20 protein-coding genes are annotated in these 21,203 nt (G+C 42.6%); 3 read left to right on the top strand and 17 right to left on the bottom strand.

Translation table 11 applies throughout. The features are described from left to right. Window positions 1-31 precede the first annotated feature (31 nt). Complete coding sequence (locus ACQCT5_RS02310) at window positions 32-685, bottom strand: sigma-70 family RNA polymerase sigma factor (RefSeq protein ID WP_499638599.1); 654 nt, start codon at window positions 683-685, stop codon at window positions 32-34. A 154-nt stretch (window positions 686-839) separates the two neighbouring features. Between ACQCT5_RS02310 and ACQCT5_RS02305 the strand changes: the two genes are divergently transcribed. Genes ACQCT5_RS02305 through ACQCT5_RS02295 form a run of 3 tightly spaced genes read left to right on the top strand, consistent with a single transcriptional unit; the run spans window position 840 to window position 2,869 of the window. Then, window positions 840-1,478 (top strand): YhbD family protein, encoded by a 639-nt coding sequence (locus ACQCT5_RS02305; RefSeq protein ID WP_499638597.1) that lies wholly within the window; start codon window positions 840-842, stop codon window positions 1,476-1,478. Beyond that, window positions 1,475-2,131, top strand: coding sequence for a hypothetical protein (locus ACQCT5_RS02300; protein ID WP_499638595.1), 657 nt, complete (start codon window positions 1,475-1,477; stop codon window positions 2,129-2,131). The genes ACQCT5_RS02305 and ACQCT5_RS02300 overlap by 4 nt, the downstream gene beginning before the upstream one ends. A gap of 12 nt (window positions 2,132-2,143) precedes the next feature. Further along, window positions 2,144-2,869, top strand: coding sequence for a polymer-forming cytoskeletal protein (locus ACQCT5_RS02295; protein WP_499638593.1), 726 nt, complete (start codon window positions 2,144-2,146; stop codon window positions 2,867-2,869). A gap of 68 nt (window positions 2,870-2,937) precedes the next feature. On the opposite strand, the gene ACQCT5_RS02290 is transcribed toward ACQCT5_RS02295, so the two are convergent. The 16 genes from ACQCT5_RS02290 to ACQCT5_RS02215 all read right to left on the bottom strand — a co-directional run bounded on the left by ACQCT5_RS02290 (window position 2,938) and on the right by ACQCT5_RS02215 (window position 21,130). Further along, window positions 2,938-3,843, bottom strand: coding sequence for an HD domain-containing phosphohydrolase (locus tag ACQCT5_RS02290; protein ID WP_499638591.1), 906 nt, complete (start codon window positions 3,841-3,843; stop codon window positions 2,938-2,940). Between the two features lie 84 nt (window positions 3,844-3,927). Beyond that, complete coding sequence (locus tag ACQCT5_RS02285) at window positions 3,928-4,383, bottom strand: hypothetical protein (protein WP_499638589.1); 456 nt, start codon at window positions 4,381-4,383, stop codon at window positions 3,928-3,930. Window positions 4,384-4,630: 247 nt separating this feature from the next. Beyond that, the gene (locus tag ACQCT5_RS02280) at window positions 4,631-5,572 is read right to left on the bottom strand and encodes a DUF4097 family beta strand repeat-containing protein (RefSeq protein WP_499638587.1); all 942 of its coding nucleotides are present in this window, start codon (window positions 5,570-5,572) and stop codon (window positions 4,631-4,633) included. A gap of 204 nt (window positions 5,573-5,776) precedes the next feature. Next, the gene (locus ACQCT5_RS02275; protein WP_499638585.1) at window positions 5,777-6,331 is read right to left on the bottom strand and encodes a CBO0543 family protein; all 555 of its coding nucleotides are present in this window, start codon (window positions 6,329-6,331) and stop codon (window positions 5,777-5,779) included. After that, entirely contained in the window at window positions 6,328-6,813 is a 486-nt protein-coding gene (locus ACQCT5_RS02270) for a hypothetical protein (RefSeq protein ID WP_499638583.1), read from the bottom strand. Before ACQCT5_RS02270 ends, ACQCT5_RS02275 begins: the two co-directional genes overlap by 4 nt. A 281-nt stretch (window positions 6,814-7,094) precedes the next feature. Next, the gene (locus tag ACQCT5_RS02265; RefSeq protein WP_499638581.1) at window positions 7,095-8,177 is read right to left on the bottom strand and encodes a diguanylate cyclase; all 1,083 of its coding nucleotides are present in this window, start codon (window positions 8,175-8,177) and stop codon (window positions 7,095-7,097) included. A 180-nt stretch (window positions 8,178-8,357) separates the two neighbouring features. Then, entirely contained in the window at window positions 8,358-9,326 is a 969-nt protein-coding gene (locus tag ACQCT5_RS02260) for a carbohydrate kinase family protein (protein WP_499638580.1), read from the bottom strand. A 171-nt stretch (window positions 9,327-9,497) separates the two neighbouring features. After that, window positions 9,498-10,973 (bottom strand): glycoside hydrolase family 32 protein, encoded by a 1,476-nt coding sequence (locus ACQCT5_RS02255; RefSeq protein WP_499638578.1) that lies wholly within the window; start codon window positions 10,971-10,973, stop codon window positions 9,498-9,500. 87 nt (window positions 10,974-11,060) lie between these two features. After that, window positions 11,061-12,674: an ABC transporter substrate-binding protein gene (locus tag ACQCT5_RS02250; RefSeq protein WP_499639089.1), complete on the bottom strand. Its 1,614-nt coding sequence runs from the start codon at window positions 12,672-12,674 to the stop codon at window positions 11,061-11,063. Window positions 12,675-12,698: 24 nt separating this feature from the next. Next, window positions 12,699-13,574 (bottom strand): carbohydrate ABC transporter permease, encoded by an 876-nt coding sequence (locus tag ACQCT5_RS02245; protein ID WP_499638576.1) that lies wholly within the window; start codon window positions 13,572-13,574, stop codon window positions 12,699-12,701. 15 nt (window positions 13,575-13,589) lie between these two features. Beyond that, entirely contained in the window at window positions 13,590-14,495 is a 906-nt protein-coding gene (locus ACQCT5_RS02240; protein ID WP_499639087.1) for an ABC transporter permease, read from the bottom strand. Window positions 14,496-14,732: 237 nt separating this feature from the next. Then, window positions 14,733-16,067, bottom strand: coding sequence for an ABC transporter substrate-binding protein (locus tag ACQCT5_RS02235; RefSeq protein WP_499638574.1), 1,335 nt, complete (start codon window positions 16,065-16,067; stop codon window positions 14,733-14,735). A gap of 13 nt (window positions 16,068-16,080) precedes the next feature. After that, window positions 16,081-17,685: a response regulator gene (locus ACQCT5_RS02230; RefSeq protein ID WP_499638572.1), complete on the bottom strand. Its 1,605-nt coding sequence runs from the start codon at window positions 17,683-17,685 to the stop codon at window positions 16,081-16,083. Next, window positions 17,660-19,465 (bottom strand): sensor histidine kinase, encoded by a 1,806-nt coding sequence (locus ACQCT5_RS02225; protein ID WP_499638570.1) that lies wholly within the window; start codon window positions 19,463-19,465, stop codon window positions 17,660-17,662. The genes ACQCT5_RS02230 and ACQCT5_RS02225 overlap by 26 nt, the downstream gene beginning before the upstream one ends. Window positions 19,466-19,686: 221 nt before the next feature. After that, on the bottom strand, window positions 19,687-20,352 hold the full coding sequence (locus ACQCT5_RS02220; protein WP_499638568.1) for a type 1 glutamine amidotransferase domain-containing protein: 666 nt from the start codon (window positions 20,350-20,352) through the stop codon (window positions 19,687-19,689). Between the two features lie 274 nt (window positions 20,353-20,626). Beyond that, window positions 20,627-21,130 carry a response regulator gene (locus tag ACQCT5_RS02215; protein ID WP_499638565.1) on the bottom strand — a complete coding sequence of 168 codons (504 nt, stop codon included), beginning with the start codon at window positions 21,128-21,130 and terminating at the stop codon, window positions 20,627-20,629. Window positions 21,131-21,203: the final 73 nt, after the last annotated feature.

The raw sequence follows: 21,203 nt of genomic DNA, 5'->3' as shown, positions 1-21,203 counted from the left end.
AGTTTACGAGCTGAAAAGATACGAAAATCTTTTAAATTTTTTCTAAAATGTCAAACGTATTGCCATCCGGGTCTGTCAGCGTAAAAACAAAGTGTTTGTCACCGCTTTTGACCTTTACTCCTCTGGACACCAATATTCGATATGTAGAAATGATTATCTTCGGGTCATCCTTTTTTAATCCACATAATAGACGGTTTATCAGTGAATCGATTGGCTCTCTTTTCTCAGGAGAATCCATCATCACCTTTAACCTCGTTCTCCCTCGATTCAAGGCAGCTTTTACTCCCCCGGTTGTCATCCCAAGCATGTCCGCCACCTCACTAGCGGAGAAGCAAAAATACTCCGTAAGCAAGATGGATGCCGCTTGCTTAAACGGCAGGAGAACCGTCAGCATTTCCACAGAATCCAACAGACTGATGTCAATTGTCGAAGGGGCCTGAACCTTATCGAACTCCAGCAGATTTACTCTTTTCCTTTTACGGATGGTATCTCGCCACTGATTGGTAGCTGCTTTAAAAAGATACCCCTTTGGATTTGGATGAAGTTCCATGTCAGACGCTCTTTTCATTATATTCATCACGGTATCCTGGAATAAGTCGTCCCCATCCCAGCGACTCCCTGTTATGGAATAGCAGTAATTTCTTAACTCATGTAACAATGGATCCATTTGAGTACTTAGTTGCATAAAATACCCCTTTATTCTCTTTTTAATAAAAGACCTACTTCTTCACCCCACAGTTAATTTCCTGCTTTTAAGTAGATTGATTACACCGTTTACAAACGTAACAGTGTTATGTTACACTGGATTCACATAATGAAACTATAACGGAGGAATAGCCATGGAAGAAGAATTGATTTCCAAGAAGGATTTATTGGATGAAGCCAGTATTTCTTACGGTCAATTGTATCGCTGGAAGCGTAAAGACCTGATCCCTGAAGATTGGTTTGTTCGCAAGTCCACTTATACCGGACAGGAAACCTTTTTTCCACGAGTAAAAATATTGGACCGAATCAATAAAATCAAACAGATGAAGACGGACGTTTCTTTAGATGAATTAGCTGAAATGTTCTCTCCCAATGCTAAACAGATTACTCTCACCAAAGCTGAATTAATTAAACAGAACATTGTTACAGAATCTATCCTTACTTTTTACTCTGAGCAAATCAGCGAGAAGGAAACATTCGAGTTTGAAGGAATTTTACATCTCTTTCTTGTGAACAACCTGCTTCAAGAAGGTCAGATCGTCTTGGAAGAAGCGAAGCAGATTCTTCATACCTTACAGGAGCATTATTCAAAAACAGATCAGACCAATGCAAAGTTGCTTGTTGTAAGAAAAATGGGGGTCGCATTTGTTCTCCTCCTCGGTTCTTCCCATGATGTTTTTGCTGATACCCATGCAAAGGTTATTGTAGAGCAGCCAATGGGAGCCGTTATAGAGGATTTAAAAAACAAGTTGGTAATGGGGGGTAACAGATGACCGCTATCACTAAGAAAAACATTCGGATTTTTGGAGAAGGCACATCCACAGGTGGCATTTATAATAAAGTAAGGATCCATGGGCAAGGGCATATCCGTGGGGATCTGCATTGTGACACGATCAAAATTTTCGGAGATTTTAAAATGAACGGCAAAGCATCCGTTGACACGTTTAAGATGTTCGGAAACAGCAAGGTCTATGACGAGATCAAAGGCAGGAACTTTAAGGTTTTCGGCAACCTTGAGTTGATAAAGAAGATGACCGGGGATGCCTGTCTTGTGAGAGGTTGGCTGTCATCCAAAGAGTCAGTGGAACTCGATACTTTGTCCGTCAAAGGTGGATTGGATATTGAAGGGCTTCTGAATGTCGGGAAATTAACTGTAACATTGGCGCATAGCACAAGCCGCATAAAAGAAATCGGCGGCGAAACTATTCGTATCAAAGGGAAATGGCTAAATTTTTTCGGAGGACAAAACCGGCTTATGGTTGAAAGCATCGAAGGTGACAACATCTATCTCGAACATACCACTGCAAAAATAGTGCGGGGCAACCACATTACCCTTGGTCCAGGTTGTGATATAGAAGTTGTAGAATATCAGAGCAGCTATAAATCCAATAAAACTACAAAGGCCCACAAAGTGGTTCGATACTAAGGAGATGACGAGATGCAAAATGCTAAAAGAGAAGATTTAGTTATTAATGGAAGTGGCAGTGTAGGAGGAGGAACATTTAATAAGGTGGTCATTAATGGCAGTGGAACCATTGTCCATGATCTTGAGTGTGTGGATTTGGAATGTAATGGTGCGGGGAAAATCACTGGAAACGTACACGCCGAGAACACGACCATCAAGGGCAGTTCTACCATAACCGGGAATCTTTTAACTGAAAGAGTTCAGATTCACGGTCATGCAACTGTCAAAGGATTTTTCCATTTTCAGCAATTAGAAGTGAAGGGTGCTTCCACTGTAGGCAAAAGTGCAAAGGGAGAACAACTGACAATAGAAGGATCGATAGATATAGGGGAAGATTGCGAATGCGAAAGTTTTCAGGCAGAAGGTGCCTTTCAAATTCAAGGCCTTCTTAATGCTGATACAATCAACGTTATTCTGCATGGAAAATCCTATGCAAAAGAAATCGGTGGAGAAACCATCACAGTGAAGAAAAGAAATACCCGCTCCTTATTAGATAAGTTTATCAAAAACTTCAACAAAAACCTGCAGTCAGAGGTAATAGAAGGCGACCACATCCACCTGGAATACACCAAGGCAAAAGTCGTAAGAGGAAACTTTATCACTTTGGGCCCAGGCTGCGAGATTGATTTAGTCGAATACAAACAGGAATTCACAGCAGACAAAAATGCTGTTATTAAAGAGAAGAAGAAAATAGATTAATTTTGGGATGTATTTTACTTGAATATGAAGTGAGAGAAAGTGCGAAGAGAATAACAACTTGAGGGACACTAGGAGAGGTGTCCCTCTTCTTTTAGTATTTCTTCTAAGGCATTAACCACTGTTTGGTCATAATGAGTTGGTGTAAGTCTTCTTATTTCCTCCATCGCATAGGCTGCTGAATATGCTTTCCTATAGGCTCTGTCTTCTGTCATCGCATCATATGTGTCGCTTACTGAGATTATCCTTGCCTCAAGGAGAATCTCATCTCCTTTTATTCCATTCGGGTATCCGCTGCCATTCAATCTTTCATGATGCTGTTCAATTATTTTAGGAATTTCTTCATTATAGAAGCCCTTTACCATATTCGCTCCATCTAATGGATGCAATTTAACGATGGAATACTCTTTCTCTGTAAGTTTTCCTGGTTTGTTTAATATCTCTGTAGGTATATTTATCTTTCCAATGTCATGCAGATAGGAAGCGATATATAAGTTTTCCAGTTTCTCTTTTTCAAGTTTCATTTTTCTCGAGATCTTTATGGAGTATTTTGACACCCTATCACTATGCTTACTTGTATATGGGTCTCTTTCCTCCACTTTTTCTACCATTTTCTTTAATTCCGTTACATTTTGGCTTATATGGTAGAATGTCGGCTCAGTGATGAACCACAGGTATGAAACATCTGTTAGTGCATTAAAATGTATCGGCTCCTGTAAATTGCTCGCGGAATAATAGTCATGTGGGCCAAGTATTATCTTTTCTCCATTCAACTCACAAACTACTTCACCTTGGAGTATATAAAAAAACTCCATCACTTCTGGAGATTCACCTGGGTAGATATAAAATATATTATCCTTGCTAATAGACTGAATCATCACTTCAGCCCCATTACCCCTGGATAATAAACTAATATCAAAATTATCCAAATTAACCTTCTCTAAGCTAGTCCCTTTTCTCCCTATGGAAAAACCCACTTTATTCACCTCAAATATTATGAAAAAGCGAGTCGAATTAACTATTAGACTCGCTTTCACTACCGTTAAATATGTACCATTTGGCTATTTCTTTAACCCTACCACACGAACAGGATCAATCCATACATATCGATCAGCAAAGCGCACCAGTACCCAGCTGCACTCCGCTTCCACGCCAAGGTCCGCAGCTTTTTGGATTGTTAGAGCTGACATCTCAAGTGTTTCGTCATACACTTTTGCAATAATTTTATCCAGTTTCTTTTCGTATTTCGCTTCTATCTTTTCTTTTAGCTCTGTTCTCTTCGCCAAATCATTTTCCAACTTCTCGTCCTCTTCAAGCCTTTGAAGATCCATCAGATATGCAGCATGAAGTTTATCCGCCTTCGTGACTCCCTTTTCGATCTTTTTCTCAATCTCGAGATTCGTTTGTTCAATCATCTCCAGAGCCTTTGCTATATCTTTTACTTCAGAGGCAATTACAGGAGACGAAATCCCCAACATTAATATTGCAGTAAAAATAAGCGCCATTATCTTCTTCATGTTCCTTTCCCCCTCTTTTTTCTGGTCTCTAAAAAGGTCTATCATGAAACAGAAATATTGCTTTTGTGCAATTCGCTAAGAAGTCCCAAATTTCTTCATACTTTTACTCTATCACCCATAATTATACAAGGACAATATGCCTAAATCTATTATTTTTTTAAATATTTTGTTTTTTGTGACAAAAAGTCTGACACAAGAAAAAAACACTCTTTATCAAAGTAAAGAGTGCCGTTTCGTAAAATATTCCCTAGTTCAAACTAAAATCCCCTGACGTTGTCCTTACCTTCAGCATGTACTTCCCGTCGCCGACCTTGCCTAGGATTTCGTCCTCCGCTTTTTCATCGTACAGCATTTCCTCCAAGTTGACAGTGCCGTCACCTGAGCTTGCGCGAAAGTCGAGTGACAGGGTGGTTGGTGCATCGCGGAATGATACTTTTACATCTCCACTTGTCGCTTCTGCATGGATATTGCCCTGCACTTCCTTGTTATCAATCGTGATGTCCCCGGAAGATGCCTCCAAAGTCAAGTCACCTGCCGCCTCATAGACGGTTATATCCCCTGAGGATGTATCAACGGAGACCTCTCCTTCCACACCATCAAGTCTAATGTCCCCGCTGCTCGCTGACATAGTGAACTTTGCCGCTTTCACGTTATTCAGACGCATGTCTCCGCTGCTGGCATCCAGTTCAAAAACGGATGCCACAGTAACGTCCTCAGCACGGATATCACCCGAACTCACTTCAGTAAGGATCTCCTTGGCCCGGATTCCCCTGATGTCAAAATCCCCTGACGACGCATAGAGTCTGATGGATTCATACTCTTTTTCCGGAAGCTCGATGACCATCTGGAGGTTGATCATAATAGCTCCGAAACGGAAATTCGGCTCCTCGATTTCAACCTTCAGCGTATCTCCATTCTCTTTCACTTTCAGTTTAAAATCATCCTTATAACGCTCACTCACTTCCCCAGCAAGCTCCACATTAATTTCCTCACCAGTTGTCGATACCACTTTCACATCAATGGAGGACACATCGACCTCCACCTTCTTTATTCCATCCCCCTTTACTGAACTTGCATCCTGAAAGCCAACCGTCTTAAAAGAAAAAACATCCGTAAACTGCCCAGCAGCAACCGTTGCCCCGACTACGATCAGGATTAGGATCAATAGGACTGTTCCCACTTTTTTCACGCTCCATCCCCTCATTTCTATCTACTATAAACATGGCAAGATAAAGCATTGTCCGACTACCACTATCGGAAAACAGATTTGTAAAGTATCTATGTACCTCCAATGAATATCTTACTTCTTCTTTAATAATAACAAAAATATATGGATATTAAGTTAAATATTGTAAATATTTTCAACAAGTTTCTTTGTGCTCTCTTTATTATATTAAAGCCTCTCAAACTTATTTCTCGTAACAATAAAATGTGAAATAAGATAAATGATAAAATATAAAAAAAATGAGTAAATATACTCCCAGTTAGGATATTCATAATAGCCCAGCCACAAAAAAAGTGGTTCAGCAATAAATGCAATGATTGCAGCATACACTATTCCTTTTATAAAAGGGCTTAGACTTGGTTTGAATTGTAAAAAAAACATAGTTGTTACTGGCAATAAACTGAAATCCCATGGCTTAAAGGAAGGAGTAAACGGGATTAGCTCATATTTGTAGTACCACCAGCCTAATTGAGTACCCATACTGTCTAACCAAAGTGAAATAAATATAGTAAAAAATCCTACAAATAAAAGGCGATGGGTGCTTCCTTTTTTTCTATATACCAACCATATAATCCAAGGAATTAGTGTTAAACCTAGTAAAAACCACCATCTCCATGTGAAAACAACATAATCTATCCATATATCCATATGTAAATCAGCGGATTTTTCCAATAGTTGATATACTTTCCTTGCTCCTTCTGTGACCTTTTCATTAACAGTCATATTTTCTCCTCACTTATATCTGTAGGTTTTCTTTCCAACTTTAAAATCCATTTATAATACATTAAAAGAATAACTAATAAAATGGGATCGATAATTACTGAATGCCATATTGTCCACCAACCATAATTGAAATATCCTATGGGTTCAGGCAAAAGTGCCAAAATTTCATAGGCAAGTATACCAAAAACCCAAAAAGTAATGTATTTTATCTGTTTGCTTAACGATTTATTAAGGGGATAAAAGTTTAAAAATATTATGTTTACTGGAGGGACTAGTATTGTTGTAGCAGGTAACTCCCACCAATCCACTGCTTTTGTAAAATACCAATAGCCCTGAAATTTATAATTTATATAAGCATCAAAGCTGGTTTGAAAGGCTATTGTAAACATCCAAATATGAGCAATGTGATTGCCTTTCAATTTTTTATTGAATTTTAATGCAATGAGATTAAATGTAATAATTGAAAGCACGAATCCTATCATAATAATTTCCTTTTTATTTTTTAATATCTCCAAAAAGCAAGAAAAAATGAAGAGTTGTTAAACTGGATTAAATTTGCCTTATTCTTAGATTGATCTGTATCTTCGGTGTTTAAAATTTAACTTTCTCCTTTAAACAATGGAAAATAAAAAAAAGTCCAAATCAAGAATCCATGATTAAGACTTCTACAATTAAGCTATTTTTATGGTTGATTTCTATTTTGAGGAATCGTAATACTAGCTCGACCAGCTGAGTCATACCCTCCTCATATCTGGAAGGTTTATTAATAACAAACCTGGTTACGACCCGAATGCTTCGCTCTATACAGACAATCATCCGCACTTTTAATAATGTTTTCCGTGTTGATATTTGTTTCCGGATAGGTTGCAGCACCTATGGAAACGGTGATGTTTATATGTTCGTCTGCTGAAATTGGAAAAGGATGTGTTTCTACGGCGAGACGGATTTTTTCCCCTTTTTCGATTGCCTGGTGTTTCGGGCAACCGGGCAGGATAACAGAAAACTCCTCGCCTCCATTTCTAGATACCAAGTCGAAGGATCTGGTGTTGCGCTTTAGTACTTCCCCAAGTTCCCTTAGAACCATATCTCCCACTGGATGACCGTATGTATCATTCACCTTTTTAAAATGGTCGATGTCAATCAGTAGCAAAGAAAGCTGTTCTTTTTTTTCTTCTGCATGAATCACCATCTGATTCCACACCACATCAAACTGACGAACATTATTCAGACCTGTCAGAAAGTCTGTGGTTGATTCTTTTTCATACTTCTTCAATAGGGAATGAGATTTCCTTAAGTATCTTACTGCGTATATGGAAGTAAATCCGCCAATGGTCGAAATAATCCAGTAGACAGGAATTAACTTAAGCAATATCCCACTATCTTGAATGAGCAGCATTAAAAAGAAAGAAAACGCGATATTAGCAAATACAATCATCATAATCGCCTTTTTCATCAACATTCTTACAGTATCCTTGTTTTTCAGAATAAGAAGGAATCCGATAAAAATGGCCAGCATTAAAAGTAATGCCGAGACAGATGAAACATTCCAACCAAATAAAAACCTTCCAGCAATAATGAGAGCAGTACTGATTAATCCAGGAAATACACCAATGAATAGCATGGTTAGCATGACTGGCAAATACCGCAGATCGACGATGGTTTCATCTGTGACCTGAATGGAGAAATACATGAGTATATTCCCAAGCAGCCCACCAGCAATACCATCCACCAGGCTCAGTTTTTTAGGCTCCCAATTATCCAGATATGTATTCCACCTAATCTGAAGATATATGAATAGCAGTGCAATTAAAATACATAAGTTAATAAAAAGATCTGACAAAAACATTTGCAATATTCCCCTTCAGGTTGCTTCTTTCCCATTAAACCAAATGTACAGGGTCTAGGTCTGTGCATCCGGCCGATTTCACTACTCTTAATCATATAATTTTTGTCAGATATTTGATAGGGGAATATAAATTATTCCTAAAAATAAAAACTCCTTCCCAATATGAAAAGGAGTTTATTATTACATGGAAATTCCGTTCTCATACAGTTCTTCCATACTCGGCAGTGCAGAGATTGCCCCTATCTTCGTACATACCAAAGCGCCGACTTTATTGCTGAAAACGACCATTTCCTTCAACTTTTCAAAGTCTTCTATGATGTTTTTGGGGTTTGGCACCATTGCCAACTGGTGTAGCATAGCGCCGACAAAGGCGTCACCTGCCCCGGTAGAGTCGATCGATTCCACTTCCATGCTCGGTATGATATCCGACTGCTGTCCATTGGATAGGAATGTTCCTTCTTTTCCTAATGTAACCGCGACGATTTTCGCCCCCATCTCATGTAAGGCGGAAGCTCCAATCTTCAGATCCGTTGTACCGGTGATGATCTCCATTTCTTCTTCACTTACTTTTACAAAATCGGCCAACCCTATCCCTTTTTGCGCCAGTTGCACAAAGTCCGTTACTCGCCCGCGCCAAAGGTCTTTTCTGAAATTCGGGTCAAAGGAGAGGAATTTGCCTGCTTCCTTTCCCGCCTTCATCGTATGAAAATAAGTGGTTTGGAATGGGTCTTCCAGCAATGCCGTAGCAGATCCGAAATGAAGGATCGAGCATTCCACCAACTTGCTTTGATCAATCTCTTTTTCCGTCAGATAGGCATCCGCACCGCGGTTAAAGGTAAAGTCCCTTTCTCCATTTGCTTTCAAAGAAACAAAAGCCAAAGTCGTAGGATGCTTGTCATCCAAAACGAGCATGGAAGAATCCACGTTTGACCTCTCTAAGGTCTGTTTCAAAAAGTGTCCGAATGGGTCATTCCCGACTTTGCCGCAGAACACGGCATGGCCGCCTAATTTCACGGCGGTTGCACATACATTCGCCGGTGCTCCACCTGCCTGCTTCTCAAAATGCTTTCCTTCCACCAGGTCAATATTTACTTCAGTACAGAAAAAGTCGATTAGTAATTCTCCGATGCAAAAAATGGATCCGCTCAAAGTTGGATCACCGTCCTCTTTTTAATAGTAGATTGTAAGGTGGTAAAGGGTAAGAAACATCAAAAATGAAAGCACCCTTTTTACCAGTTTTTCTCTCCTGATTGGAGAGGGTTATTATATGCCTATTTTAACAGATTATCGACTAAGCACCACACTAGACTACCGAAGAGCTTAAGCCCCCCAAATAGACTTCATTTCCGTCAATTTCAAACTTCCTAGTTTTACAGTACCATCCTCCACAAATAGCTGAAGCTCCTGATACGACTCTTCTGGGAACACGAGGCTCGTAAATGCGGCTTCACCGTCGTTCGCAAACACTTCGATGGTCGATACATCCAGGAAGATTTGCAACTTGATTTTGCTGCCCACCGTGTTGACCTTCGCCTCCTGGACAGCTGCAAATGAATCGGAAAAACTGTTATCCCCGCCATGCGTCCGGTCCACTGCCAGGATTTCCTTTCCTACATCAAAGCTTACTACCAGCTTTTCCCCTTTAGCGTTTCGAAGAATAAGACCAAACACCGTTGCATCCTGTACTTCAAAATCCGCCACTATTTCCACACTATCACTCATAAGGTCATAGGTAAATCCTTGGGATTCCATAATCAAATTTTCGTAGATATCTGTTTTATCCCGAAGCACCTTCACTTCCTCAACAGGCTTCTGAACGAGACGCACACCTTCCTCACAGGAAACCAATGATAGCTCCCGTGGCAGGGTCATCGCACTTCTCCACCCTTCTGTTGGTACCAGATTCGCATAGCGCCAGTTGCTCATCCAGCCGATATAGATCCTTCTGCCGTCAGTTGAGGGAACATCCGACCAGCTTACTCCCGCATAATTATCTCTTCCATAATCAAGCCAAAGTATGGTCTCAACAGAATGATCGTTCACGAAAACAGAGCCATCGAATTCCCCGACAAAGTATTGGGTTCTGGAGCCTTCCTTGAAATCGTGGTTATCCCCGATGCTTACAAGGAGGACCCATTTCTGACTGCGCTCATCTCCATCCACTGGCAGCCTGAAAAGGTCTGGACATTCCCAAACTCCAGCATGTGATCCTGCTGTATTTCCAAATTCACTGGCAAACTCCCAATCTATTAGATTCGGGGAAGTATAAAGCATCAGGGATTGCCCGGTGGCCAATACCATCACCCATTTATCTGTTTCCTCATGCCAGAAGACTTTCGGATCTCGGTAATCAGTAATGTTTTCATCGGATAAGACAGGGTTTCCCTCATACTTGATCCACGTTCTTCCGGAGTCCTTGCTGTAGGCGATGCTTTGACGCTGACGTGGACGCTCGGAATCAGGATAGGTTCCCGCACTTGTATAGATGGCAACCAATCCCGGTGCATCCGGAAAGAAGCCGGTAGTATTATTCCAGTCCACCACGGCACTGCCGGAGAAAATCGCGCCATGTTCATCCGGTTCCAAGGCAATAGGCTGATGCTCCCAATGAACCAGGTCCTTACTGATGGCATGGCCCCAGTGCATCGGTCCCCACGTCGTTCCAAAAGGGTGGTGCTGATAGAAAAGGTGATACTCCCCGTTAAAATACACCATGCCGTTCGGATCGTTCAACCAATTCTTTGCTGGTGAAAAGTGATATTGCGGGCGATGCTTTTCTTGGTATGTCACCGTCATTATTATTTCCTCCTTTATTAGGGCAGCGTATTGAAAAAGGCTGTACCTGCCAAACTCTGTACAGCCTTCCCTATTTTTCAAACTCTATTATTCTTGGTTTCGGTCATAGCCTGCCTGTTTGATTTCAAGCCATTCGGATAACCCGTAGCGCTCCAATTCCGCTAAATATTCTTCCCATTCAGCTTCCACATTACCATTGGTGATCCATTCGGCTTTCTTTCTGTGAACGTATGGAATGAGGTCCGCTTCAATTTTGGAGAGGCGATCCAGCTCATCCAGGGAGAAGAATACTCTCGGATAGATATTCTCCGCCAACATGTCTTGAACCATTACATCTTTCATTAATCCAAGTCTCCAGGCTGCATCGTCTGGCTTTGTTGTAACCTTTCCATAATACTCATCCAAAATAGCCAGTGGGCCGCCGATGGATGTTTTCTCCCTTAATTCTACAGGAGCCGTCCCATTCAGTGGAAGGTGTTTCAGCATACCTGCGCTTTCATCCATTTCAAAGATGTTCTGCTGCTTGTCGTCGCCATACGTCCCCCAGTTGTTCTGGACGGATTGGTGCGGGTCATACAACTGGTCGATCCATTTTGCTGTGAGCTCGAGGTTTTTGTTGGCACTGGTGATGACCATTCTTCCTCTGTCAAAGCCCATGCCGTTCGTTCTTGCGACATTCTTATGGCCGTCCGGACCTGCAAGTGCAGGCATCAAGTCATACTTATCATTCATTCCGGTAATGTTCGCCTTATCCCAAGTGAAGTAAAGTCCATATCGCTCTTCTTTCCCTTTCGCCAGGTACGTGTTCCAGTCCTGCTCAAACGCTTCAATATCGATCAAGCCTTCATTATAGAGCTCGTTGAAGAATTTGATTCCTTCCTTGTAGCCTTCCTGTGCAGAGGTGAAAATCACTTCCCCCTCATTGCTTACCACTGTATGATCCCAGTTATCGCCTAGTCCGAATGATCCGAAAAGGAAGGAAAGATCCTGCCCGCCATCATTGATGATCAGGGACATAGGGATTTCGTCCGCTTCACCGTTTCCGTTTGGATCCTGTGTTTTAAAAGCGATCAGAACCTCTTTTAATTCTTCGGTTGTGGTCGGCATTTCCAAGCCTAGCTTATCGAGCCACTCCACATTGATCCACGGGAAGCAGTCCACAGAGTGGATGCTTTCCTTCCCTGCACCTAGTTCCTCGATCCATGGGAACGAATAGATATGTCCGTCTGGTGCGGTCATCATCGCTTTGTATTCCGGTGCTGCCTCCAGCACTTTTTGCAGATTTGGCATGTGGTTTTCAATCAGTTCCTCTACAGGTACAATTGCTCCGTCCTTTGCAAGCTTCAACAATTCATAGTCACTATAGCTGGCATTCAGGATGGCATCCGGAAGCTCACCGCTTGCGATTGCCAGGTTTCTCTTTTCGATGAAAGTATCATGTGTGTAGTTCTTCCATTCGATATTGACTCCTGTTTGCTCCGCCAAACGCTGATAGATCAGCTTTTCGTTCGGATCGGTAGGTGCCATTGGAGAGCTGTTTGTCATAAACTTCAGGCTGACTTTTTCTTCTAATGGAAAGGATACGTCGGATAGCTTATAGTCCTCCGAAGAAGCATTCCCACTGCTTTTGTTGCTGCAGCCTGTTGCAATCAACATTCCCGAAAGCAGTACCGCAGACATTGTTTTCACCGTTTTTCTCATCATAAACCCCTCACTCTGCATGTTTTATTTTAAAGACCCAACCATAACGCCTTTTTCAAAATATTTCTGGAAGAATGGATACATGATCATCAGTGGCAAGCTGGCAATGACAATCGAGGAATACTTGATCATTTCTGATATCTTCTGAAGCTCGGCTCTTGCCAGCTGATCCCCGATCATGCCAGGCTGTACTTCGTTCTGGATCAGGATCGACCTGAGTACGAGCTGCAATGGATAGAGTTCACGATCTTCCAGATAGATCATGGCATCGAAGTAGGCATTCCACTGGCCGATGAATGCGTATAACGCTAGTACAAAAATGATTGGCTTGGACAGAGGGAATACTATTTTCAGGAAAATCTTGAACTCTGATGCCCCGTCTATTCTTGCCGCTTCCTTCAATTCTTTCGGAATGGCCTTGAAATAGGTTCGTGCGAGAATGATGAACCATACATTGATGGCATTTGGAATAATGATGGCCCAGACTGTATTCAACATCCCAAGGTCCCGCACCACAAGATATGTCGGAATCAATCCGCCGTTGAAGAACATCGTAATAATGAAGAACACCATGATCGTTTTCTTCCCGACGAGGTCATCTGTCGATAGCGTGTAGCCAGCCAGTATGCAGACCAGTACTGTGACAATCGTGAATCCGGTTGAATACAGGATCGAGTTGATGAAGCCTCTTACAATGGTTCCATCGGAAAAAATCCTTTTATACCCCTCAAGCGTCCAGTCAGAAGCATGGAGTGAAAGCCCCTTCCTGAGTATGACGTTCGGCTCCAAAAAGGAAGCCAGTAGTACATATAAAAGAGGAAGCAGTACGATCATAACCACCACGCTTAGCAGTACTTTATTTATCAGTAGCAGCATTCGGTCACTTCTTGCGTTGTTCATCCCTTGACCTCCTTTCTATAAAAGTCCTTCACCTTCATTTAATTTTTTCACCACTTTATTAACGAAAATGAGTAGGGCTACATTAATGATGGCGTTAAACAGACCAACCGCTGTCGCAAAAGAATAGTCGCCTGCCTGCAATCCCCGTTTATACACATAGGTTGGGATGATCTCGGATGACGGCAGGTTCATCGCCGTTTGCAGCAGGTAGGCTTTCTCAAACCCGATCGCCATGATCCCGCCGGCAGCGAGAATAAAGAGGACCGCCATAACCGGTTTCAACGTCGGTAGATCGATATGCCAGATCCGCTGAAGGAGTGATGCCCCGTCCACCGTTGCAGCGTCATGCAGTTGCGGATCGACATTGGCCAATGCTGCAATATAGATGATTGACGCCCAGCCCGCTCCCTGCCAGACACCGGACCAGATATAAATCGACCGGAACGCATCAGGGTCTGACATGAACGAAACTGGTTGGTCCATGAAAATCGACAGAATCGCATTGATCGGTCCTGTTGGGGAAAGAAAGAGAAACACCATCCCCGAAATGACAACGACAGAAATGAAATGTGGTGCATAAAGAACCAGTTGAATGTTCTTCTTGAACTTTGCCCTCCTCACCTGATTCAGCATCAGAGCCAAAATGATTGGGATCGGAAACCCTATCAGGAGTTCAAAGGAACTCAGTTTGAGCGTATTCATGAATATACTCATGAAATTCGGTGAGGTGAGAAAGCTGGTAAAATGCTTCAGACCAACCCACTCACTTCCCATGATTCCTTTGATCGGACTGAAATCCTTGAATGCAATGGTTGCTCCGTACATCGGGATGTACTTAAAGATGATGGTTAGAATAATAGCTGGGGCGATGAGCAGGTAAAGGATATAGTTCTTTTTCATGTAGTTCAGCTTCTTCGCCATTTTACTTTCCGTTTTGATTTTCGTGGCAGTATCTTTCCCAGCCTTCACTATTTCCTGCAATGCTAGCAACCTCCTTTTGTAAGATTTCCTATCAATAAATAAAGCGTTTTCATTATCTGATTAAAAATATAACAAAATCCCAGCACGGAATATTTCAATATCTTTGGGACTGACATTCTAATATTTTTGGATAAAAAAAACCCCCAGCCTACATCGCCAGGGGATACTAGTTATTTATTAATCTTCGAAGGCCTTTAGCCCTTTGTTTATCTTTTCTACTGCTTCGTCCGCCGCCTCTTTCACATTTTGGCCCGAGATTCCCACATCTTCAAATAATTCCTTGAGCGCCACACTGACCACAGGATAGGCCGGAGTGACCGGGCGATTCTTGGAGTAGTTCTGCGCCTGGGTAACAAAGATTTTTTTAGGGTACTGATTCAGCTCAGGGAACTCCTTTGCGACAGAATATCTTGCAGGTATATCCCCTGTGATTTCTACATATTTTTTTGCTCCTTCAAAGCCTGTTGCATATTTGACAAACGCCCATGCCTCGTCAGGGAAATCTGTTTTCTGTGAAATCCCAAGGGCCCAGCCCCCATTTGGAACTACCTGGTTCTTTGCCCTCGGTAACGGGGCGATGCCATAATCCTTCCCCAATTTGAAATCAGATTCGCTCTTTTCATAGTCTGCCAATGTCCAGGAACCCATTATTGACATGCCAAGATGCCCCTCGACAAATGGATCTGTCGGCAGCTCAACCGCTGCTACCTTATGTGTGAAGTAAAGATCCTGGTAAAATTGCAGTGCTTCGAGAGCCTCTTCTGAATTCAAATAGCCTTCCGCTGTGCCGCCGTCGGGACTTAATACTTCCGCTCCGAACTGCCATAATATCGGCAGCTTGAAATAAGTCGGGGACTCCCCATCGCTGAATCCCTGGGCAGGATCGATGCCATAGACATCCTTTGAAGGATTGTTTAGTTTCTTCGCAATTTCCACCACTTCACTCCAGGGCAATGGCTGATCCTTGGACGGAAAAGGGACACCTGCTTCTCTGAAAATATGCCTATTATAAAATAGAGCCACACCGGACTCAACGATACTCGCCAAGTAGATTTCATCTTTATAAGTCAGCCCCCTCAGTGTGGTTTCAGGGATATCTTCCATATTCCCTTCTGACCTCATTTGCTTGTCGATCGATAGAAGCGAACCGGAATTTGCATAGACTGCCAAATTCGGACTGTCAATCGCCATAATATCCGGTGGATTTCCGGCTGCAATTTCCGTTCTCAGCTTCAGCTCATAATCTCCGTATGGTATGGAAATCATATTGATTTTAATCGCAGGGTGTTCTTTTTCAAATGTAGCAACAATCTCCCTGTACGCCCTGTTCTCAAGGGAATTCCCATAGTTTCTCCAGAACGTCAATTCCGTCACGGGCTGGTCTTCCGCTTCTTCCTTTCCCGAATTGGTGGACCTGTCGGGGAAAAGGGTGAAAAAAGACAACACATAGGCTGCAATAATCAGTATAATGCCCGTTACGATTCCAATGGCCATCCTTTTTTTCATCATCATACCCTTTCCTTCTTTAGACATGCATCCTATGTGATTTCCTGTATTCGACAGGAGTCTGTTCAAAATGCTTTTTGAAAACGGTGCTGAAATAACCGGAATTGGAGAACCCGACCAGATGTGCTACATCGATTATTTTTAATTGCGGATCCCTGAGCAGCTGCTCGGCCTTTTCAAGTCGCAATCCTATCAGAAAATCACTGAAATTCTTGCCAGTATGTGTCTTGAATATTTCTGATAGATAGGCACTATTGATATGAAACTGCTCCGATAAGCTGGTCAGGGAAATTTCACTTGCATAATGTTGTTCCATATAACGGCGCACCTTTTCCACAATCACGGATCCATTCGAGGAGTTCCTGACTTCCTGGACCTTCCTGATGATGGACTGCGCCAGTTCTGTCAGGTGTTCGATTACCCTGCTTTGTGAATTCAGTTCCCAGATACTCTGCTGGCAATTCCAGATTTTACCATGGGTTTCATTCGTATCAATCTCATATTTTCTTGCATGGGCACTCAACAGAAAAAGGATGCGATTGGCTGAAAGGGAAAATGTCAGGGCCGACTGCCTGGTCGTATACCCCAATACCGCTTTCACATTGGAGATAAAAGCATCCTGGTTGGCATGTTCGATGGCATTAATCAGCCTTTTTTCATAATCTGTGGAGAATTCGAGCTTTTCCTGTTGCACAGCACCTTCTAGCACCTGTGACTTAGAACCAAGCTGACTTTGACTCCACGAAAGCAAGGCAGAAATAAAGCCTGTCTTGAATGCAGCCTGCCCTGTCACCACTTTCCCGATGCCAATCACCGTTTCCAAGCCGAGGAACTCTTTTACAGTGTGCTGCAAATCGATGATGAAGGGTGATTTGTGTGTCAACTGTTCAGATTCAATCCTGTGGATAAAATGAATCATATAGGAATAGTTTGCATCATAAAAAGAATGGGTACCTTCCTTTCGTTCCGCAATTTCCTTGCATAACATACGAAATGGCAGCCAAAGTTCCTTTAAGCTGCCGGAAACAGAAGGGCTGTCGGACTCTCTGATTTCCACGGTGACAAACTGCACTTGCACTTTTTCATTTGCAAACTCTTCTAGCTGCAGCTGTCGCAATCTCTCCTGTGCAATATTGAGCTCCGACCATTCCTCTTTGACTAAGTAGAGCATATACTGTTCTCTCATTTCTTCAAACTGGTTATGAACGAGTCGGTTCATCTGTTCGGATTCCTTTGCCTTCTGCTTTTCCGCTTGCAGCTCACTCCTGATCCGCAGGAGTGCAGCCAGCAATTCATCTGGAGCTACCGGCTTTAATAAGTAGTCTTTCACTCCCTCAATCATGGAGGAACGAACATAATCAAAATCGGAATATCCGGAAAGGACTATCACCTTGACCTGCGGATGCTCCAGACTGCATCGTTTTACAAATTCCATTCCGTCCATGATCGGCATTCTGACATCTGTCAGGACGATATCCACATCCATCCTCCCGAGCAAATCGAGTGCCTCTTTTCCATTCGAAGCTTCCCCGACGATTTCGAATCCTACCTCTTCCCATTCCACCTTCATCCTCAACCCTTTACGGATCTGAACCTCATCATCTGTTATCAACACTTTCATCATGTATATCCCCCTTTAGTCTTATACACAATGTTACCTTTGTGCCTTTCTGTGCTTTTGATTGGATTTTAAACGAAAAATCCTGACCATGATACAACTTCAATCTCCCCAGGACGTTCTTCAATCCGATGCTGCTCCCTTTACTTGCCAGAACTTCATTGAGCTCGTTGTTCTTGTCGGAATGCAACAGCTCGGTAATCACTTCCTCTGATATCCCAACTCCATTGTCTTCCACCGAAATGTAGATTTGGTTATCTGCCTTTTGGGTCTCTATTTTTATGACAGCATGTGTATTTTCGATAAAACTATATTTCACCGCATTTTCCACAAGCGGCTGTACCACAAACCGGATGATCGGGAGCGATCTCGTACCAGGATCTTCCTTTACATCAATGGAAATGTTATCTTCATACCTGACTTTCAATATATCCGTAAAATTTCGGATATAATTGATTTCCTCTCCCAATGTCACCACATCACTTGACGTATCCAAGGAATATCTCATCATGCGGCCAAGATAAACAGTGACATTCATGACCTCTTTATTCATACCTTGTGCAGCCAATCCGCCGATGATTTCCAATGTGTTGTTCATAAAATGCGGATTGATTTGCAGAAGCAATGCTTTATACTCGGCATCCTTTCTGCGGATGTTTGCCTCGTACTCTATTTTTATGAGCCTATTCAACCTGTGGATGGTCTGATCGAACACCTTTACGAGATAGCCAACCTCATGATTGTCCGATTTAATGGTGGGCATCACCAGCTTGGCACGGTCAAAGTCCCCCCGCTCCACATGCGTCATCGCTTTTGCCAGCTTCCCTAACGGACTGACGATATTGGAGGAAAGCAGAAAGGAGGCGATTCCTGTCAAAATGAAAATAAAGGCACTTGTCAGAAAGAGCTTTTTTTGCAACTGATCAATTTTATGGAATAATTCCGACTTAGTAATTTCACTGAATAGAATCCAATCCCCAATGGTCAGTTTTTGATAGAATACAAGGTATTCCTCCCCATCATGATTCATTTCGAGCAGTCCTTCATCCGGCCTGCCCTCTTGTATAAGGGACAAGCTCTCCCTCAATACATGTTCCGGGGTTTCTACCTTTCCGGATAGGACATTTTCTCCAGCGCCATTCAAAAGATAAACACGGCCACTTTCGCCGAGCTGTATCTTGCTTAGCGCCGTTTCAAGCAGAGAGGAAGGGAAATTCACCTTTATCACACCGGCAAGCTCCATGGTATTGATATCAAACAATGGGAGGAGATAGCTGTTTATGGGAACCTCGCTCATTTCATTTCGATGCTGGAATTCATCCAAATGCGTTTTGATCCAACGTTGATCATCATTAGGGAAGTCTTCATACCAATTCATTTTCTGCAAGGATGGGTTATCCGTCCACAAGCCAGTCCCGTCATGAAGGAAAATGGAAAAGGACATTGTATTGGAGTTGTTTATGACCATGGAGGAAAGCTGTCCCCTCAGCTCATTTTTCATCATGAGTCGCTCGGTTTCTGTAATACCCGTATTCTCCCGTTCCATGCGCAGCCACTGCTGTGTGGTCTGATCGACAAGCACCTGTTTTCCCAGATCCTCCGCCTGCCTCGTAATGGAATCAATATACAGCGAGTATTGATCCATCATGTCCTGCGTCGAGCTTTTGGTCTGATTCTCAATGATGGAAGTAAACCAGCTAGGAATCAGAAAGGATAATACTAAAAAGGGAACCGTCAACAACAAAGTAAAAATAAGAAATATACGATTTCGTAAAGAAAAAAACATATGGCCCCTCCGTAAAATAGAACGTCTCGTAATCTATTGATTCTCACCCGTTAAAATAGTCTTACTTTTCTTATTAATCTATCATAAGTGTGTGAACCTTACCATATGGGTTTAAAAGGGAAACGGTTGTCATATTTTATCCATTAATAAAAGCAGGCAGGAAAAACGGTTGTTTTTCCTGCCTGCTTCATGTAAATATATATTTAATTTTTCCACCTTGATTAACCTAACTGCTTCACTACCTCTTTTGCCACACTGGTCGTGGACTGCGGGTTCTGCCCTGTAATCAGCTTGCTGTCCTCTTTCATATGATCTGCCCAATTATCTTTGGCGATGAATTCCGCTCCAAGCTCACGAAGACGGGTTTCCAGGAGGAATTGCACGTCCTTGTCGAGCGTTGTTTCGCGCTCCTCCTCATCTGTAAATGCAGTCAAAGTCTTACCTGCAACAAGTGGGGTATCATCGGATAGCTTCACGCCCACAAGTCCTGCAGGTCCGTGGCATACGGCTGCTACAATCTTGTCCTCTTCATACATATCACGAATTAAATCCTGCAGGTAAATGTTATCAGGGAAGTCAAACATCGTTCCATGTCCGCCTGGAAGGAAGATGGCGTCGAATTTCGTTGAGTCGATCACTTCATCGAGTTTGATGGTGTCCTCTAGGTATTGGGCCGTATCCAGGATTTCCTGCGGTATTTCCCCACCCTCGAGACTTCGTGCATCAACCGGTGCTTTTCCACCTTTTGGGCTTGCCACAGTCACCTCGTAACCCGCATTCTTAAATTCCACGTAAGCTTCTCCGAATTCTGAAAGCCAAAGTCCTGTTTCGTTCCCGTTCTTCATTTTATCTGCTGTTGTTACTACCATTAATATGTGTTTACTCATTCCTGATTCCTCCTCCAGTGTATTCTTTTTAGGGGATGTTCAAAAAGTCCGGTAAAAATAGCTTCGAATTTCTTCGTCAGCTTGTCTCTCCGCTCCTCACGTATGCCAACTATACGCTGCGGTGCTCGAGACTTCGCTTCCTCGAACTTCTTTGCTCTTTTTATCCTCCTTTTTGAACATGCACTTTTCGACATTTCTATATAATACCCGCCCTATATTTTTTCAATCATCTACAAAAAAAGACCATCCACCTCGAATACAAGGTGAATGGCCTTTAGCTGACAATATTGGATAAATAATTTTTTACTGCACGGATGGGTGTCGGTCGAAGAACCACTTTTTCCTCTTCCAGCATATTAACCTGCGGATCCATGTCTGATTTAACCGCATCGTCTGCAAGATCCGGTTCAAAGATTCTTTTTCCTTCAATAATTAATCGGACCGCGTCCACTAATTCTTCACTAGGATTATCTTTCAGCAGGTAGCCACGGACATCTGCATTTCTAGCCCGAAGGAAATAGCCGTCCCTTGCGAAGGTCGTCATGATGATCACCTTGCATGCTGACTCCTTTAAAGCTTCTGCTGCTTCAAGCCCGCTCATCTGGGGCATTTCAACATCCATGATGCAAATATCCGGCTTCATTTCTTCCACCAGCCATAGCGCCTCTTTTCCGTTGCGCGCCTGTCCGACCACTTCCATGTCATCTTCCAAATTGAGGAGGGATCCAATGGTCCCAAGCAACATTTCTTGATCTTCTGCTATTACAATTCGAATCATGGATGTTCTCTCCTTATCGGGTGGCTGATTTTAACGAAAGGCTCCCTTAGATTTAAGAGGAGCCTTTCTTAGT

It is taken from the genome of Sutcliffiella halmapala (assembly GCF_050107295.1).
In the GTDB taxonomy this organism is placed as follows: domain Bacteria; phylum Bacillota; class Bacilli; order Bacillales; family Bacillaceae_I; genus Sutcliffiella_A; species Sutcliffiella_A halmapala_A.
This window is presented reverse-complemented; position numbering and strand designations above follow the sequence as displayed.